This is a genomic window from Catellatospora sp. NPDC049133, from assembly GCF_040648455.1.
In the GTDB taxonomy this organism is placed as follows: Bacteria; Actinomycetota; Actinomycetes; order Mycobacteriales; family Micromonosporaceae; genus Catellatospora; species Catellatospora aurea.
In genome coordinates this window covers 133,986-150,534 of record NZ_JBEZDT010000010.1, presented here as the reverse complement: position 1 = coordinate 150,534, position 16,549 = coordinate 133,986, and the positions used below count along the sequence as shown (strand labels likewise).

Here is a 16,549-nt window from a genome sequence, read left to right as displayed (position 1 = left end):
TCCACAACGGACGTGCGTGATCGGGAAATGCGTGCCTGCCCTGGCTCCGGGTACATCGTGCACCGCCGATGGCGTACACAGCAAGGGGGCGGCCGCTCGCGCGACCGCCCCCTTGCTGTTCGTTCAGATCAGCTCGACTTCTCCGCCAGGGCGAGGCTGATCAGCTTGATTTCTCGGCCAAGGCCAAGAAATTCCGCTTGCCGGCCAGGGCCTGCTCGGCCTCCTTGATGCGCTTGGCGTCGCCGGCGGCCTGCGCCCGCTCCAGCCGCGCCTCGGCCTCGGCCACCTGCTCGCGCATCTGCTTGAGCAGCGGGTTCGCCGACGGCTCGGTACGCCGCCAGGCGGCGTCCATCGCGTCGCGGACCTTGTCCTCGACCGCGCGCAGGCGGCGGTCCAGGCCCGCCACGTTCTCGCGGGGGACCCGGCCGGTGTCGTGCCACTGGCCCTGGATCTCACGCAGCGCGTTCTGCGCGGCCTTCGGGTCGGCGTCCACGTCGATGGCCTCGGCCTGGGCCAGCAGCTCCTGGCGGCGCACCAGCGCGGCCTTCTGCTCGTTGTCGCGGGCCGAGAAGACCTCGCTGCGGCGCGTGAAGAACGCGTCCTGCGCGGCGCGGAACCGGTCCCAGAGCTTCTGCTCGGCCTCCTTGGAGGCGCGCGGCGCGGCCTTCCAGTCGGCCATCAGCTCCTTGAGCCGAGCCGCGGTGGCCGCCCAGTCGGTCGACTCGGCCAGCGACTCGGCCTCGGCGACCAGGTCGTCCTTGGCGGTCTGGGCCTGCTTGCGGGCGGCGTCGAGCGTCGCGAAGTGGCCGCCGCGGCGGCGGGTGAAGCTGTCCCGGGCGACCGAGAACCGCTTCCACAGGTCGCCGTCGGTCTTCTTGTCGACCCCGCGAATGGTCTTCCACTCGTCGAGGATCTCCTTGAACCGGTCGCCGGTCGCCTTCCAGCTCGTGGACTCGGCGGCGAGCTTCTCCGCCTCCTCGACCAGCGCGGTCTTGCGGGCGACGGCCTCGACCCGGGCGGCGTCGCGAGCGGCCTTGGCCGCCCCGGCCTTCTCCTCGGCCAGCGTGGTCAGCCCGTCCAGGCGGGTGGACAGCCCGTCGATGTCGCCGACGACGTGCGCCTCGTCCATGCCGGCGCGCAGCCGCTTGACCGTGGTCAGGGTCTGCGAGGCGTCAGCGGCCCCGGACTTGAGGCGGGTCTCGATCAGGTCGACCTCGGTGACGAGATCCTCGTACCGGCGGACGAAGTGCGCCAGCCCCTCTTCCGGGGTGCCGGCCTGCCATGATCCGACGGCGCGCTCGCCCGCGGCCGACTTCACCCAGACCGTGCCGTCCGCGTCCACCCGGCCATACGATGCCCAGTCGCTCATGATGTGCCCATCCTCGTTCTTCCCGACCGAACCTCGCCATCACGTGCGAGGTCGCCGCCACAGCGCAGTTGACCCGTTACACCGGGGAGAGTAGTTCGTCTCTCCTTCAGCATTGTCACAGGTCCGGCTGGACGCGCGGCGCGCGCCCAGGACAAGGTGACCTTACGGGGTCCGCGCCGACACCGCACCTGCTCCGCCCCGCTGCGCAGGGCACGATCCGATTACGGTTGTCTCGTGCGGGTGAACGAGACAGGTGCGAAAACGGACGCAACGGTGATCGCGGTAGTCGGTCCCACCGCCGCGGGGAAGTCGGCGCTGTCCCTCGCCCTGGCCCACACCCTAGGCGGTGAAGTCGTCAATTGCGACTCCATGCAGTTCTACCGCGGCATGGACATCGGCACGGCCAAGCTCACCCTCGCCGAGCGCGAGGGCGTCCCGCACCACCTGCTCGACATCTGGCCGGTCACCGAGCCGGCCAGCGTCGCGGAGTACCAGCGGCTGGCCCGCGCGGCGATCGACGACATCCAGGGCCGGGGCAAGGTGGCGCTGCTGGTCGGCGGGTCCGGCCTCTACCAGCGGGCGGTGCTGGAGGACTTCTCGTTTCCCGGCACCGATCCCGACGTGCGCGCCCGGCTGGAGGCCGAGCTGGCCGAGGTCGGCCCAGGTCCGCTGCACGAGCGGCTGCGCGCGGCCGATCCGGCCGCCGCAGACAAGATCCTTTCAAGCAACGGGCGTCGCATCGTACGGGCGCTGGAGGTGATCGAACTCACCGGAAAGCCGTTCACCGCCTCCCTGCCCGACCCCGTCCCGGTGTACCCGGTGCTCCAGCTCGCGGTGGACCGCGCCGACCTGGACGTGCGCGTCGCGCAGCGGGTCGGCAAGATGTGGGCCGACGGGCTCGTCGACGAGGTGCGCGGGCTGCTCCCGGAAGGGCTCGCGGGCAGCCTGACCGCGTCGCGGGCGCTCGGTTACCAGCAGGTCCTGGCGTACCTTGACGGTAGGTGCGGCGAGCAGCAGGCCCACGACGACACCGTCACCGGGACGCGCCGCTTCGTCCGGCGCCAGCGCTCGTGGCTGCGCCGCGACCCCTCGGTACGCTGGCTCGACGGCGCGGCCCCCGACCTGGTGGCGCAGGCGCTGCGGATGGTGAGGGAGACGCCGTGAAGTTCACCAAGGGACACGGCACCGGCAACGACTTCGTGATCATCGAGGATCTCGAAGGCACCGTCGAGCTGACGCCCGCCCTGGTCGCGGCCCTGTGCGACCGGCGCTTCGGCATCGGCGGCGACGGCGTGCTGCGGGTGCAGCCCTCGTCCGACCCCGCCGCCGTCTACTTCATGGACTACTGGAACTCCGACGGCTCGCTGTCGGAGATGTGCGGCAACGGCGTCCGGGTCTTCGCCCGCTACCTGCACACCACCGGCTTGGCGGGGGAGGAGATCCCGCTGTCCACCCGCGGCGGCCTGCGCACCGCGTACGTCGAGGGCGACCTGGTCCGGGTCGACATGGCCCCGCCCGCACTGCTCGGCGACTCGACCGCGGTGATCGACGGGGTGAGCTACCCCGGCCTGGCGATCTCCATGGGCAACCCGCACCTGGTCTGCGACGTGCCCGCTTCCGTGGCCGCGGCCGTGGACCTGTCCCGCGCGCCCGAGACCGACCCGGTGCTGTTCCCGGCCGGGGTCAACGTCGAGTTCTCGGTCAAGCTGGGCGAGGACCACCGGCGCATGCGGGTGTACGAGCGCGGCTCCGGCGAGACCATGTCCTGCGGCACCGGCGCGACCGCCGTCGGGGTGGCCGCCCTGCACACCTCCGGCCGCGACACCGGCACGGTCACCGTCGACGTGCCCGGCGGCCGCCTGGAGGTCACCCGCGACGCCCGCACCTCCTGGCTCGCCGGCCCCGCTGTCCTGACTTTCACCGGCGAACTCGACCCCGCCGCCCTGGTTCCGCGTCCCTGACGCCATCCGCAGTCCGCTCCACGGCCGCGAGGCAACCACACGGCAGACGCAGCGTGCGGCCACCGCGCGGTCCGGCCTGCGCGGTGCGGCGGGTGCGGTGCGGCCTGCGCGGCGCCGGCGGGTGCGGTGCGCGGCAAGTTGGTCATGCAGCAGGCGCGCGGTGGTCCGTCATGCGAGTTCTAGCAGATCGTGCCCAGGCGATGATCCGTTTTTGTGGACGCTAGCGGCCCCTATGGGGGCACCCAGCGTCCACAAAAACGGATCATGGCGGCGCGGCAGGCGCTGCTCGACTCCTGCAGCACGCAAGTGCCCTCAAGTCCAGTGCGCCCAGGCCGCCGATGCCGCAGCCCATGATCCGTCGACTTGCCTGGCACCTGGCCGAATGGCGGGTCAACATACGCCCAGGTGCCAGGCAAGTCCGATGGTCTTGGTGTGGGGCGGGCCCGCGTCAGGCCTCCGGGATGGGGGTGGGGTCGGTGTCGAGGACGGACGTGGTGGACTGCTGGGCTACGGCGCGGACGGCGGCGGCGACGGCGGGGGCGACGCGGGCGTCGAAGACGCTCGGGACGATGACGCTCGGGTTGAGCTTCTCCTCGCCGACCACGTCGGCGATCGCCATGGCGGCGGCCAGGGCCATCTCCTCGGTGAACTCCTTGGCCTGGGCGTCCAGCATGCCCCGGAAGACGCCGGGGAAGGCCAGCACGTTGTTGATCTGGTTGGGCTGGTCGGAGCGGCCGGTGGCGACCACGGCGGCGTGCTTGCGGGCCTCCCGCGGGTCGACCTCCGGGTCGGGGTTGGCCAGCGCGAACACGATCGCGTTCGGGGCCATCCGGGCGATGTCGTCGCCGGTCAGCAGGTTCGGGGCGCTGACGCCGATGAACACGTCCGCGCCGACGATCGCGCCGGGCAGGTCGCCGGAGTAGCCGTCCTTGTTGGTGTGCTCGACCAGCCACTGCCAGTTCGGGCCGAGGTTGGCCATGTCCCGGTGCAGCGCGCCGCGGCGGTCGTACGCGATGACGTCGCCCACGCCCTGCCGCAGCAGCAGCTTCATGATCGCGGTCCCGGCCGCGCCGGCGCCGGAGACGACCACCTTGACGTCGGCGAGCTTCTTGCCGACGACGCGCAGCGCGTTGGTCAGCGCGGCGAGCACGCAGATCGCGGTGCCGTGCTGGTCGTCGTGGAAGACCGGGATGTCGAGCATGTCGCGCAGCCGGGCCTCGATCTCGAAGCAGCGCGGCGCGGCGATGTCCTCCAGGTTGATGCCGCCGTACACCGGGGCGATCGCCTTGACGATCTTGATGATCTCCTCGGTGTCCTGGGTGTCCAGGCACACCGGCCAGGCGTCGACCCCGCCGAAGCGCTTGAACAGGGCCGCCTTGCCCTCCATGACCGGCAGCGCGGCGGCCGGGCCGAGGTTGCCCAGGCCGAGCACGGCGGAGCCGTCGGTGACCACCGCGACGGTGTTGCGCTTGATGGTCAGGCGGCGGGCGTCCTCGGGGTTGTCGGCGATGGCCTGGCAGACCCGGGCCACACCCGGGGTGTACGCCCGGGACAGCTCGTCACGCGTCTTCAGGTTGACCTTCGAGGTGACCTCGATCTTGCCACCGAGGTGCAGCAGGAACGTGCGGTCGGAGACCTTGCGGACCTCGACGCCCTCCATCGCCTCCAGCGCCTTCACGACCTGGTCGGCGTGGGCGCTGTCGGCGGTGTCGCAGGTGACGTCGGCGACCACGCGCAGGTGGTCGGAGTCGACCACGTCGACCGCGGTGACGATGGCGCCCGCCTCGCCGACGGCCATGGTGAGCCGGCCGATCGCCGATGAGTCGGCGATCACCGCCACGCGTACGGTGATGGAGTATCCGGCGCTGGGCAGACGCGTAGTGGGCACGATGTCGCCTTTCGTGAAGTCAGTCGCCCCATTTTCCCACTCCGTGGGCGCGGCTCCGCCACCGCCTGCTGAACCCTCGGGTAACTCCGTTGTTGGCGCCCGCTCCGGCGGCCGAACGCGGAGGGAGCGGGGCCGTCGGCCGAACGCGCGTGCGAACGGCGGTTCAATACAGGTGCGCTCCGGGTACTTCCGTGCCAACCTTGAAGCCGACAGATCGAGAGACGAAGGAGCAGATTTGCCTACTTTCCCCGACATCCTGGTGGCCGAAGAGACCACCGGTGACCTTGAACTCTCGGAGCGGCATTCGCTGCGCCGGGTGGCCGGGCTCTCCACCGAGCTCGCCGACGTCACCGAGGTCGAATACCGGCAGCTGCGGCTGGAACGGGTGGTGCTGGTGGGCGTCTGGACCTCCGGCACCGTCGTGGACGCGGAGAACTCCCTCGCGGAGCTCGCCGCGCTCGCGGAGACCGCCGGCTCGCAGGTGCTCGAAGGCCTGATCCAGCGGCGCAGCCAGCCTGACGCCGCGACGTTCATCGGCCGTGGCAAGGTCGACGAGCTGCGGGCGGCGGTGGAGTCGACCGGCGCGGACACCGTGATCTGCGACGGCGAGCTGTCCCCGAGCCAGCTGCGCAACCTGGAGCAGAAGATCAAGGTCAAGGTGGTCGACCGGACCGCGCTGATCCTGGACATCTTCGCCCAGCACGCCAAGAGCAAGGAGGGCAAGGCCCAGGTCGAGCTGGCGCAGCTGCAGTACCTGGTGCCGCGCCTGCGAGGCTGGGGCGAGGCCCTGTCGCGGCAGACCGGTGGTTCCGGTCGCGGCGGCGGCGCGGGCGGCGGTGTGGGTCTGCGCGGTCCCGGTGAGACGAAGCTGGAGACCGACCGCAGGCGCATCCGCACCCGGATCGCCAAGCTCAAGCGGGAGATCACCGCGATGAGCGTCATCCGCGACACCAAGCGGGCCGGCCGGCGCCGCAACACGGTGCCGTCGGTGGCCATCGCCGGATACACCAACGCGGGCAAGTCCAGCCTGCTCAACCGGCTCACCGGAGCCGGGGTGCTGGTCGAGGACGCGCTGTTCGCGACCCTGGACACGGCGACCCGCCGCACCGAGGCGCGCGACGGCCGGGTGTACACCCTGTCGGACACGGTCGGTTTCGTGCGGCACCTGCCGCACCAGCTGGTCGAGGCGTTCCGCTCCACGCTGGAGGAGGTCGCCGACGCCGACCTGGTGGTGCACGTGGTCGACGGGGCCCACCCGGACCCCGAGGAGCAGGTGCGGGCGGTGCGCGAGGTGCTGGCCGAGGTCGGCGCGGACCGGCTGCCCGAGCTGCTGGTGGTCAACAAGGCCGACGCCGCCCCGCAGGAGACGCTGCTGCGGCTCAAGCGGGAGTGGCCCGACGCGGTGTTCGTGTCGGCCCGGTCCGGGCAGGGCATCGAGGAGCTGCGCGACATCATCGAGTCGAAGCTGCCGGTGCCGGCGGTGGAGATCGTCGCGTGCGTGCCGTACGACCGGGGCGACCTGGTGGCGAAGGTCCACCGCAGGGGTGAGGTGCTGGCGTCGGGACACACCGCCGCCGGAACCCAGCTCCGGGCCCGGGTTGATCGCGAACTGGCCGCTGAGCTGGGCGTTTACGCAATTACTGATAGTGACTGGGTAACCGACGCATCGTGACGTATTAATCGCGTTACGCAGGACCGTGTCCAGTCGTGGCAAACTGTCCGGATGCGGTTAACGGGAATCCTGGTGAAGGCAGGTGCGGCCACTTTCGCGGCCGCGCTCGGAGTCGGGCTGCTCAGCGCCCCCGCGGGGGCCGAGCCCAGCCCGGCTCCGAGCGGTAAGGCGGCTGAAGAGAAGGCCGTGCCGGGCGAGAAGGTCTGCACCGTCACGGGCCCGTCGGCGAACACCCCGGGACTGACCGAGCTGTCCGGCCTGGTCGCGGTGGGCAACACGTACTACGCGATCAACGACAGCAACGACGTCAAGTCGAACATGAAGCTGTTCAAGCTCAACTCGGCCTGCAAGGTCACGGCGTCGTACAAGTACACGGGCGACGGCGCGCTCGACCCCGAGGACGTCGCGGTCGGCCCGAACAACGAGATCTGGATCGCCGACACCGGCGACGCGAAGATCAACGAGGACAACTTCACCGTCTCCCACGACCGCCCGCGCATCGCGCTGTGGAAGTTCGCGGGCGGCAAGATGACCGGCCCGTACCGGATGTCTTATCCGGCCAAGAAGTTCGACGCCGAGGCGCCGATCATCGACGCCGAGGGCAAGCCGATCATCGTCACCAAGGACTGGGACTTCACCGCCGCCGAGGGCAAGACCTACCTCTTCGCGCCGACCGGTCCCCTGGTCGCGGGCGGCAACCCCACGCCGATGAAGGAACTGGGCTCGCTCACGCTGCCCCGTACGCAGACCGCGAACCCGATGGGCGGCCTGGGCCGCCGCCAGGTCACCGGAGCCGCGAAGAACGCCGACGGCAGCAAGGTCGTGCTGCGCACGTACGCCGACGCGTTCGAGTGGGACATCAAGGGCAACGACATCGCGGGCGCGCTGACCAAGGACAAGCCGCGGGTCACCCACCTGGCGGAGGAGCCGTTCGGTGAGGCCATCACCTACTCGGCCGACGGCAGTAGGTTCATCACCGTCTCCGAGACCGAGCAGACCAAGACCGCGACCGCGGCCGCACAGAGGCCCTCGCTGCTGAAGTACACGCCGGACACGGAGGAGTTCGTCGAGGAGGCCCCGCAGAAGGGCCCCGAAAAGGCGGGCAAGGCCTGGTATCTCGACCTCTTCGACGACATCGGCCAGCTGTACCTGGCGCTGTCCGGGGTCGGCGTGTTCGGTGTGCTGCTGGTCGTGCTCGGCGTGGTCGGCGTGATCAAGGGCCGTAAGCGCAAGGGCCGCAAGGGCGGCGAGGTCGACGACGACTTCGAGCCGGCGGACAACTCGGCCACCACCATGCTCGCGCCCGTCGGCGTCGGCGGGGGCGGCTACCAGTCCGGCTACTACGCCGAGCAGGGCGGCGGCTACGACCAGGGCTACGGCCAGCAGTACGGCGGCCAGCAGTACGGCCAGCCCGGCGGCTACGACCAGGGCTACGGCCAGCAGTACGGCGGAGGCCAGCAGGGCTACGACCCCGGCTACGGCAACCAGGGCTACGGCAACCAGGGCCAGCCGGGCTACGGCCAGCAGTACGGCGGCCAGCAGTACGGCGGGCACCAGCAGTACCAGGGCCAGCAGTACGGCGGCGGCCAGGTGCACGACGGTGTCCACCAGACCGAGCCCGCGTACTACCAGCCCGACGGCGGCTACCCGAACCAGCAGGGCTACGAGCAGTACCGCTGACGCGTGAACGGAAGCGGCCCGCCCCCAGCAGTGGGGCGGGCCGCTTCCGTCGTCAGGCTCAGACGCGCCGCATCACGAAGACGACCTTGCCGAGGATCACCGCGGCGTCGCCCGGGATCGGGTCGTAGGCCGGGTTGCGCGGCATCAGCTGCACGTGTCCCTCGCGCAGCCGGTAGACCTTGACCGTGGCCTCGCCGTCGATCATCGCGGCGACGATGTCGCCGTTCTCGGCGTTGGGCTGCTGGCGCACCACGACCCAGTCGCCGTCGCAGATCGCGGCCTCGATCATCGAGTCGCCCTTGACCTGGAGCGAGAAGAGCGTGCCCTGGCCGACCAGTTCGCGCGGCAGCGGCAGCACCTCCTCGATGGACTCCTCGGCCAGGATCGGCCCGCCGGCGGCGATGCGGCCCAGCAGCGGCACGTAGACCGGGGTGGGCCGGGCCAGCAGGGCGGCGGCCTCCTCCTCGGGGTCGGCCGGGGTGCGCACGTCCACCGCGCGCGGGCGCGACGGGTCGCGGCGCAGGAAGCCCTTCCGCTCCAGCTCCTTGAGCTGGTAGGCGACCGAGGACGGGGAGACCAGGCCGACGGCCTCGCCGATCTCGCGCACGGTCGGCGGGTAGCCGTGCTGCTCCACCCACTCGCGAATGACCGCGAGGATGCGCTTCTGCCGGCTGCTCAGATCGGCGGCCTGCAGGTCGGCGGGGGAGGCACTGGTCGCGGAGACCGCGCGCACAGGCCCCGCGCCGGCAGGCGCCGCGGGCGGCCGGCCGGGCCGGGACGCTCGCTCAGTGGGGGACATGTCGGACCTCCGGTGGATAGTGACAGTGGCGGTGACTCTCACCGGACACACTAATGCGACATGATGTCAGTTTCAAACATCTGTACGACTCTGTCGACGGTGTCACGCATGTTTCACGAGTGGGTGACGGTACGTGTTGTTGTCCGCGACACGCCACTCGCAAGCGCGTTTCAACTTGCCTACGCGTCGGTTGGGGCATAGGTTCAACCCCAACATCTTGTGGTGGCACCGAGCCGACCGCCCATAGATTGGGGTAAGAGCCCCATCTTGCGGTTCGGCCGTACCCCCGCATCCGCACCCACCCCCGGGCGCCCGCGAAGAGGCAGGCGTCGGCGGTGCCGTGCCCGGAATGCGGGACGGGACGCCCCCCAAGGGTGACGACGACGTGGGAGGTGACAGCGATGCGATGCCCGTACTGCAGGCACCCGGACTCCCGCGTGGTGGACTCCCGGGAGGCCGACGACGGCCAGCTCATCCGCCGCCGCCGGCACTGCCCCGAATGTGGCAAGCGGTTCACCACGGTCGAGGAGTCGGTGCTGGCCGTGGTCAAGCGCAGCGGGGTGACCGAGCCGTTCAGCCGCTCGAAGATCATGGGCGGCGTGCGCAAGGCCTGCCAAGGCCGGCCGGTCGACGAGGACGCCATCGCGCTGCTCGCGCAGCGGGTGGAGGAAGCCGTCCGCGCCCGGGGGGCCGCGGAGGTGCCGAGCGGCGAGGTCGGGCTGGCCATCCTCGGACCGCTGCGTGACCTGGACGAGGTCGCCTATCTGCGCTTCGCCAGCGTGTACCAGGACTTCCAGTCCGCCGAGGACTTCATCCGGGAGATCGAGGCCCTGCGGGCCGCAGTTAAAACCCGGGCGGCTGGGCAAGAGGCAGCCGAACCCGCCTCCGACGAGGCCGACAGCGGGCTGCCCGCCGGTCAGGTCGCGGGCTGACGCTCGGCAATCAGAACGTGCAGTTGTTTGTTGTTAAAAGAGAACCTGAGGGGGCTGACGATGGGGGAGAACGCCACGGCGAGCGCGAAGCGCACGCGGGCGAACGCCGGAGGTCTGAAGATCGAGCGGGTGTGGACGACCGAGGGCGTGCACCCGTACGACGAGATCACCTGGGAACGCCGGGACGTCGTGATGACGAACTGGCGCGACGGCTCGATCAACTTCGAGCAGCGGGGGGTCGAGTTCCCCGACTTCTGGAGCGTCAACGCGACGAACATCGTGACGACGAAGTACTTCCGCGGCGCGGTCGACACCCCCGAGCGGGAGTGGAGCCTCAAGCAGCTGGTGGACCGGGTCGCCAAGACCTACCGGGCCGCCGGTGAGCAGCACGGCTACTTCGCCACTCCCGCCGATGCGGAGCTGTTCGAGCACGAGCTGGTCTGGATGCTGGTGCACCAGGTGTTCAGCTTCAACTCGCCGGTCTGGTTCAACGTGGGCACCGCCAGCCCGCAGCAGGTCAGCGCCTGCTTCATCCTGTCCGTGGACGACTCGGTCGACTCCATCATGGACTGGTACAAGGAAGAGGGCCTGATCTTCAAGGGCGGCTCCGGTTCCGGGGTCAACCTCTCCCGCATCCGCGCCAGCAAGGAGCTGCTCTCCTCGGGCGGCACCGCGTCCGGCCCGGTCAGCTTCATGCGCGGCGCCGACGCCTCGGCCGGCACCATCAAGTCCGGCGGCGCCACCCGCCGCGCGGCCAAGATGGTCATCCTCGACGTGGACCACCCGGACATCGAGGAGTTCATCGCGACCAAGGCGCGCGAGGAGGACAAGATCCGCGCGCTGCGCGACGCGGGCTTCGACATGGACCTGGGCGGCCGCGACATCGTCAGCGTGCAGTACCAGAACGCCAACAACTCGGTGCGCGTGTCCGACGAGTTCATGACCGCGGTCGAGGAGGGCAAGGGCTTCGACCTGCTGGGCCGCCTCGACGGCCGGGTCATCGACACCGTCGACGCCAAGGGCCTGTTCCGCAAGATGGCCGAGGCCGCCTGGGCCTGCGCCGACCCCGGCATCCAGTACGACGACACCATCAACGACTGGCACACCTGCTCGGAGACCGGCCGGATCACGGCCAGCAACCCGTGCTCGGAGTACCTGCACCTGGACGACACGTCCTGCAACCTGGCCTCGCTGAACCTGCTCAAGTTCCTCGGCGCGGACGGCTCGTTCGACGTCGCGCGGTTCACGAAGTCGGTCGAGTTCGTGATCACCGCGATGGACATCTCCATCTGCTTCGCGGACTTCCCGACTCAGAAGATCACCGAGAACACCCGGGCCTACCGGCAGCTCGGCATCGGCTACGCCAACCTGGGCGCGCTGCTCATGGCTTCCGGCCTGCCGTACGACTCCGAGGGCGGCCGCCAGCTGTCCGCCGCGATCACCGCGCTGATGACCGGTGTCGCGTACCGGCGCTCGGCCGAGCTTGCCGGCGTCGTCGGCGCGTACGACGGCTACGCCCGCAACGCCACCCCGCACCAGCGGGTCATGCGCAAGCACGCCGCCGCCGCGGACGCGATCAAGCCCGTGGGCGCGGTCGCGACCCTGGTGGCCAAGGAGGCGCAGAAGCAGTGGAAGGCCGGCAACGCCCTCGGTGAGAAGCAGGGCTGGCGCAACTCCCAGGCCAGCGTGCTCGCCCCCACCGGCACCATCGGCTTCATGATGGACTGCGACACCACGGGTGTGGAGCCGGACCTGGCGCTGGTCAAGTTCAAGAAGCTGGTCGGCGGCGGCTCGATGCAGATCGTCAACCAGACCGTGCCGCGCGCGCTGCGCAACCTGGGCTACCAGGAGGAGCAGGTCGAGGCGATCACCGAGTACATCGCCGAGCACGGCCACGTCGTCGACGCCCCCGGCCTCAAGCCGGAGCACTACGCGGTCTTCGACTGCGCGATGGGCGAGCGGTCGATCGCGCCCATGGGCCACGTGCTGATGATGGCCGCGGTGCAGCCGTTCATCTCCGGCGCGATCAGCAAGACCGTCAACATGCCGGAGTCGGCGACGGTCGAAGAGGTCGAGCAGATGTACTTCGACGGGTGGCGGCTGGGCCTCAAGGCCCTGGCCATCTACCGGGACAACTGCAAGGTCGGCCAGCCGCTGTCGGTCTCCAAGAAGGACAAGGAGCCCGCGCAGGCGGTGGCCCCCGTCTCGGCCCCCGTGGTCGAGAAGGTCATCGAGTACCGCCCGGTGCGCAAGCGCCTGCCGAAGAAGCGCCCGTCGCAGACGGTCTCCTTCACCGTCGGCGAGGCCGAGGGCTACCTGACCGCGTCGTCGTACCCCGACGACGGCCTCGGTGAGGTCTTCCTCAAGCTGGGCAAGCAGGGCTCGACCCTGGCCGGTGTCATGGACGCGTTCTCGATCGCCGTCTCCGTCGCGCTGCAATACGGCGTGCCGCTGCAGACGTACGTCGAGAAGTTCATGAACATGAAGTTCGAGCCCGCCGGCATGACCGACGACCCGGACATCCGCCTGTCGAACTCGGTGATGGACTACATCTTCCGCCGCCTGGCGCTCGACTTCCTGCCCTACGAGCAGCGGGCCGAGCTGGGCGTGTTCACCGCCTCCGAGCGCGCCGCGCGGCTGCGGGCCGAAGAGGAGGGCGTGGAGTACGTGCCGCCGGCGGCGTCGGCCGCCCCGGCGCAGACCGCGGTGACCCCGGTGGCCGCGCCGACCCGGATCGGCTCCTCGACCGAGGTGCTGGAGTCCATCACGGGCCGCGTGTCGGACGCGCCGCTGTGCTACACGTGCGGCACCAAGATGCGCCCCGCGGGCAGCTGCTACGTCTGCGAGGGCTGCGGCTCGACCAGCGGCTGCAGCTGACACCGTCACGACGTGAAGGAGCCGGGTGGCGATGCCACCCGGCTCCTTTCTCGTTGCGGCGCAGGCTCAGGCGTGCCAGACGGCGGCGTCGTGGGCGAAGAGGACGCGCTGCGGGTCGAGGGCGGCCAAGCGATCCAGCCAGGGGTGGTACGGCGGTAGCGGGGCGGCCGCCCCGTCGGCGGCGGCCCGCCGGGCGAGCTGGGCGCAGCTGAAGTCGGTGGCCAGGTCGTACGCCTGCCCGGCCAGCACGGTGGTGACGCCGTCGCGGTCGCGTACCACCAGGCTCTGATGTCCGGCCGTGTGGCCGGGCGTCGGGACGATCCACACCGCCGGGCTGATCTCGGCCTCCCCGTCGAGTTCTCGGTAGTCGACGCCGGGGAAGTCGACCAGGTGGTCGAAGGTGTAGTTCCCGGCCCGCGCGGTCGCCAGTTCGGTGCGCTGGGTGAACACGGGGCGGCCGGGCAGCAGCGGATTGCCACCGCAGTGGTCGAAGTGCAGGTGGCAGTTGACGACCACGGCGATGTCGTCGAGGCGTACGCCATGGTCTGCCAGCGCCTGCGGCAGCGGGCGGCGCACCGGCCGGTAGTGGGCCTCGGTCTCGTCGTCGCCGCGGCCCAGGCCGGTGTCGAACAGGATCAGCCCGTCCGCGCCGTCCACCAGGTACGCCAGGACCGCCTCGACCCTCGGATGTGGACCGCCGGCCTCCTCGGCGGGCCGGATGAAGTAGCCGAGATCCAGTCTGCGTATCGCGTTGTCGCCCGCCATCACGCCATCCTGGCACCGATCATGAATTGTCGGGGGAGCTGCCTAACCTTCGCGCCATGAATTCGTGGCACCACGCGCAGTCCGCGGCCCGCAAGTGGGGTGGCGAGCCGGAGGACTACCTGGCCATCGAGGAGTTCATCGACTCCTCGAAGCAGATCATCGGCGATGTGCGGCACCGCTCGATGTACCACCACACCGCGGGCGTCTACCTGTGCCAGCGCATCTTCGGCGACACGCTGCAGGTGGGGCGCAAGCGCATCCCGGTGCGGCTGATCGCCGAGCGGCACATCCTGGAGGACCTGGGCTGGCTGCCCTCGCCCGCCGACTACATCGCGGGTATGGCGATCAAGCCGTGGATGTCGGGTGCGCAGCGCAAAGAGGTGCCGTTGTCGACACTGTTGGGAGAGGACCACCGTTGAGCCACACCAGTTTCCTGGGCATTCCGGTCGAAGGCGAGATCACGGCCGGTGACCGGGTGCCGCAGCGCCCGCTGTCGGAGCTGAGACCGATCCTGACCGCGGTGCTCGACGACGACGCGATCGTGGAGTTCGGCTGGCAGCAGTACACGCCGTACTTCAACGACGGCGAAGCGTGCGTGTTCAGCGCGGTGTCGTTCTGGGCGCGGACGACCGAGGACGGCCCGGACGACGACTGGCGCGTGCTGGAGGTCGGCGAGTATGCCGACAGGCACCCGACGCTGGGCGGCCGCTGCCTTTCCGATCGGGGTTCCTACCCGCGGACCGAACTGCCGTACGAGGGCGACGACGAGCAGCGTTACGAGCGGGTGCGGGCGCTCGCCGACGCCGTCTGGGGCGGCGAGTTCGACGATGTGCTGCTGGAGGCGTTCGGCGACCACGCCACGGTGACCGTCCGGCGCAGCGGCATCACGGTCGAGTTCTACGACCACGAGTGACCCTGCCCGTGGCGCGCCCCGGACTCCGGCGCGATCAACGCGGGTCCGGGGCCGGACAGGGCAACGAGGTCCGGCCCCGGCGCCTACGGTCGAGCGGCCTCAGGCGGCCGTGCCGCCGATGCCCATCGCGTCGGCGATGCGCAGGTGCGGCCGGGCCTCGTCGTGGCGGCTCTGCCGCTGCAGGCAGCGGCCCAGCATGAGGTGGGCGTAGTGCTCCGCGGGGTCGTGGTCGAGCACCCGGCGCAGCTGGTCCTCGGCCTTGTGCAGCTGGGCCGAGTGGTAGTAGGCGCGCGCCAGCAGCAGCCGGGGCGCCACGTCGTCCGGGGCTTCGTCCACCACCGGTCCCAGGATCTGGGCAGCCGTGATGTAGTCGCCGTAGTCGAAGAACAGCCTTCCCCGCTCGTACTCCTCCAGGATTCCCACGCATCGGACAACTCCCTGGATGGGCCGCGCATTCCCCGGATAGCATCGCGCCCATGGCTCACTCGATCATCTCCCCGCCGGTCGCCTGAGGCGGACGGCGTCGCACCACTGACGTGACGGCATTCGCCGCACGTCCGGTGGCCCGTCCGCGTACGCGGAATCGTCGGCCATCGAGCAGTGGAGACAGGAAGAGATGGAGTCCAGCACAGGGCTCGCGCCGTCGCGCGCGGGCCGGACCGCGTCGTACGGGCGCGGCATGTTCTACGTGGCGGTCGCGGCGACCGCCTGGGGCACCGGCGGCGCGGTCGCCGCGGTCCTCTACCGCACCAGCGGCCTCGGGCCGGTCGCGGTGTCCTTCTGGCGGCTGGTCCTCGGCATCGCCGTGCTGGCCGGGCTGCACCTGGCCCTCGGCGAGCGGTTCGGCGCGCGCCGGCGGGACGCGCTGGTGCTCGGCGCCGGGCTGGCGGTGTACCAGACGGCCTACTACGGCTCCATCGCGTACGCCGGGCTGGCCGTCGGCACCGTGGTCACCCTCGGGGCATGCCCTGTGGTGATCGCGCTCGCGGCGCGCTGGACGCTCGGCGAGGCGCTGAGCGTGGGCCGGGCCGCCGCGGTGGCGCTGGGGCTGGCGGGGCTGGTGCTGCTGGTGGGAGGCGGCGGGCAGGCGGGATCCGCACCGGTGCTGGGGGTGGCGTTCGGCCTGCTCTCGGCGGCCGGGTACGCCGTGGTGACGATCTACTCGCGGCGGGTCGGGGGTGACCTGTCCGGGGCCACGGTCGGCTCGTTCGCGGTGGCGGCGGGTTGCCTGCTGCCGATCGCGCTGGTGGAGGGGCTGCTGCCGGTTGCGGACGGTCCGGTCGACCTGTCGGTGGGTGGGCTCGCCGGGACGGTGGGCTGGCTGCTGTACCTGGGGGCGGTGCCGACGGCGCTGGCGTACCGGCTGTTCTTCGCCGGGGTGGCGGCGGTGCCGGCCACGGTGACCGCGGTGGTGACGCTGGTGGAGCCGGTGGCGGGCGTGCTGATCGCGGTCGGGCTGCTGGGCGAGCGGATCACCCTGGCGGCGGCCGCAGGGGCGGTGCTGATGCTGGCGGCGGTCGCCGGGCTGGCTCGCACCGGCTGACGACCGGACCGCGCGGTTCGCGACGGCTGACGGCCGGGCCGCGCGGTTCGCGACGGCTGACGGTCGGGCCACAGGGTTGGTGATCGCTGTTTCGGGACAGAAGGTGGGGCCGGAGCGCAGATCCTGACCTGAAACAGCGATCATGCCCCC

Annotated in this window: 14 protein-coding genes; 9 read left to right on the top strand and 5 right to left on the bottom strand. The window is 70.8% G+C overall.

Translation table 11 applies throughout. From position 1 onward, the window contains the following. Nucleotides 1-160: 160 nt before the first annotated feature. Nucleotides 161-1,369, bottom strand: coding sequence for a DUF349 domain-containing protein (locus AB0B35_RS13830; RefSeq protein WP_361044746.1), 1,209 nt, complete (start codon nucleotides 1,367-1,369; stop codon nucleotides 161-163). A gap of 234 nt (nucleotides 1,370-1,603) precedes the next feature. Here AB0B35_RS13830 and miaA point away from each other — a divergent pair, with 234 nt between their 5' ends. Further along, nucleotides 1,604-2,533: a tRNA (adenosine(37)-N6)-dimethylallyltransferase MiaA gene (gene miaA, locus AB0B35_RS13825; protein ID WP_361044743.1), complete on the top strand. Its 930-nt coding sequence runs from the start codon at nucleotides 1,604-1,606 to the stop codon at nucleotides 2,531-2,533. After that, complete coding sequence (gene dapF, locus AB0B35_RS13820) at nucleotides 2,530-3,330, top strand: diaminopimelate epimerase (RefSeq protein WP_361044740.1); 801 nt, start codon at nucleotides 2,530-2,532, stop codon at nucleotides 3,328-3,330. The genes miaA and dapF overlap by 4 nt, the downstream gene beginning before the upstream one ends. A gap of 448 nt (nucleotides 3,331-3,778) precedes the next feature. Here dapF and AB0B35_RS13815 read toward each other — a convergent pair whose 3' ends face one another. Beyond that, nucleotides 3,779-5,218, bottom strand: a complete 1,440-nt coding sequence (locus AB0B35_RS13815; protein ID WP_361044737.1) for an NAD-dependent malic enzyme — start codon at nucleotides 5,216-5,218, stop codon at nucleotides 3,779-3,781. A 235-nt stretch (nucleotides 5,219-5,453) separates the two neighbouring features. On the opposite strand from AB0B35_RS13815, the gene hflX reads away from it, so the two are divergent. Both hflX and AB0B35_RS13805 read left to right on the top strand, forming a co-directional pair. After that, nucleotides 5,454-6,890, top strand: coding sequence for a GTPase HflX (hflX, locus tag AB0B35_RS13810; RefSeq protein ID WP_360530024.1), 1,437 nt, complete (start codon nucleotides 5,454-5,456; stop codon nucleotides 6,888-6,890). Between the two features lie 51 nt (nucleotides 6,891-6,941). Next, entirely contained in the window at nucleotides 6,942-8,570 is a 1,629-nt protein-coding gene (locus AB0B35_RS13805) for a hypothetical protein (RefSeq protein WP_361044734.1), read from the top strand. Nucleotides 8,571-8,628: 58 nt separating this feature from the next. Here the strand turns inward: AB0B35_RS13805 and lexA are convergent, their stop codons facing one another. Then, nucleotides 8,629-9,369, bottom strand: coding sequence for a transcriptional repressor LexA (gene lexA / locus AB0B35_RS13800; RefSeq protein WP_360530018.1), 741 nt, complete (start codon nucleotides 9,367-9,369; stop codon nucleotides 8,629-8,631). A gap of 401 nt (nucleotides 9,370-9,770) precedes the next feature. On the opposite strand from lexA, the gene nrdR reads away from it, so the two are divergent. Together nrdR and AB0B35_RS13790 are read left to right on the top strand one after the other, a co-directional pair. After that, the gene (gene nrdR / locus AB0B35_RS13795; protein WP_203698922.1) at nucleotides 9,771-10,301 is read left to right on the top strand and encodes a transcriptional regulator NrdR; all 531 of its coding nucleotides are present in this window, start codon (nucleotides 9,771-9,773) and stop codon (nucleotides 10,299-10,301) included. Between the two features lie 60 nt (nucleotides 10,302-10,361). Then, nucleotides 10,362-13,178, top strand: coding sequence for a vitamin B12-dependent ribonucleotide reductase (locus AB0B35_RS13790; RefSeq protein ID WP_360530015.1), 2,817 nt, complete (start codon nucleotides 10,362-10,364; stop codon nucleotides 13,176-13,178). A gap of 66 nt (nucleotides 13,179-13,244) precedes the next feature. Here AB0B35_RS13790 and AB0B35_RS13785 read toward each other — a convergent pair whose 3' ends face one another. Then, entirely contained in the window at nucleotides 13,245-13,943 is a 699-nt protein-coding gene (locus AB0B35_RS13785; RefSeq protein ID WP_361044731.1) for an MBL fold metallo-hydrolase, read from the bottom strand. A 56-nt stretch (nucleotides 13,944-13,999) separates the two neighbouring features. Here AB0B35_RS13785 and AB0B35_RS13780 point away from each other — a divergent pair, with 56 nt between their 5' ends. Beyond that, a complete protein-coding gene (locus tag AB0B35_RS13780) occupies nucleotides 14,000-14,362 on the top strand; it encodes a hypothetical protein (RefSeq protein WP_203698917.1) in 363 nt (120 codons plus the stop codon). Further along, nucleotides 14,359-14,856, top strand: coding sequence for a hypothetical protein (locus AB0B35_RS13775; RefSeq protein WP_360530006.1), 498 nt, complete (start codon nucleotides 14,359-14,361; stop codon nucleotides 14,854-14,856). The genes AB0B35_RS13780 and AB0B35_RS13775 overlap by 4 nt, the downstream gene beginning before the upstream one ends. Before the next feature lie 99 nt (nucleotides 14,857-14,955). Here AB0B35_RS13775 and AB0B35_RS13770 read toward each other — a convergent pair whose 3' ends face one another. Then, nucleotides 14,956-15,279, bottom strand: a complete 324-nt coding sequence (locus tag AB0B35_RS13770) for a tetratricopeptide repeat protein (RefSeq protein WP_360530003.1) — start codon at nucleotides 15,277-15,279, stop codon at nucleotides 14,956-14,958. 193 nt (nucleotides 15,280-15,472) lie between these two features. Here AB0B35_RS13770 and AB0B35_RS13765 point away from each other — a divergent pair, with 193 nt between their 5' ends. After that, nucleotides 15,473-16,399: a DMT family transporter gene (locus AB0B35_RS13765; protein ID WP_361044727.1), complete on the top strand. Its 927-nt coding sequence runs from the start codon at nucleotides 15,473-15,475 to the stop codon at nucleotides 16,397-16,399. The last annotated feature ends 150 nt before the right edge of the window (nucleotides 16,400-16,549 follow it).

Coding starts and splice junctions, on each gene's coding strand:
- AB0B35_RS13830 (WP_361044746.1), bottom strand. CDS start 1,369: ATGAGCGACTGGGCATCGTATGGCCGGGTGGACGCGGACGGCACGGTC.
- AB0B35_RS13805 (WP_361044734.1), top strand. CDS start 6,942: ATGCGGTTAACGGGAATCCTGGTGAAGGCAGGTGCGGCCACTTTCGCG.
- lexA (WP_360530018.1), bottom strand. CDS start 9,369: ATGTCCCCCACTGAGCGAGCGTCCCGGCCCGGCCGGCCGCCCGCGGCG.
- nrdR (WP_203698922.1), top strand. CDS start 9,771: ATGCGATGCCCGTACTGCAGGCACCCGGACTCCCGCGTGGTGGACTCC.
- AB0B35_RS13790 (WP_360530015.1), top strand. CDS start 10,362: ATGGGGGAGAACGCCACGGCGAGCGCGAAGCGCACGCGGGCGAACGCC.
- AB0B35_RS13785 (WP_361044731.1), bottom strand. CDS start 13,943: ATGGCGGGCGACAACGCGATACGCAGACTGGATCTCGGCTACTTCATC.
- AB0B35_RS13780 (WP_203698917.1), top strand. CDS start 14,000: ATGAATTCGTGGCACCACGCGCAGTCCGCGGCCCGCAAGTGGGGTGGC.
- AB0B35_RS13765 (WP_361044727.1), top strand. CDS start 15,473: ATGGAGTCCAGCACAGGGCTCGCGCCGTCGCGCGCGGGCCGGACCGCG.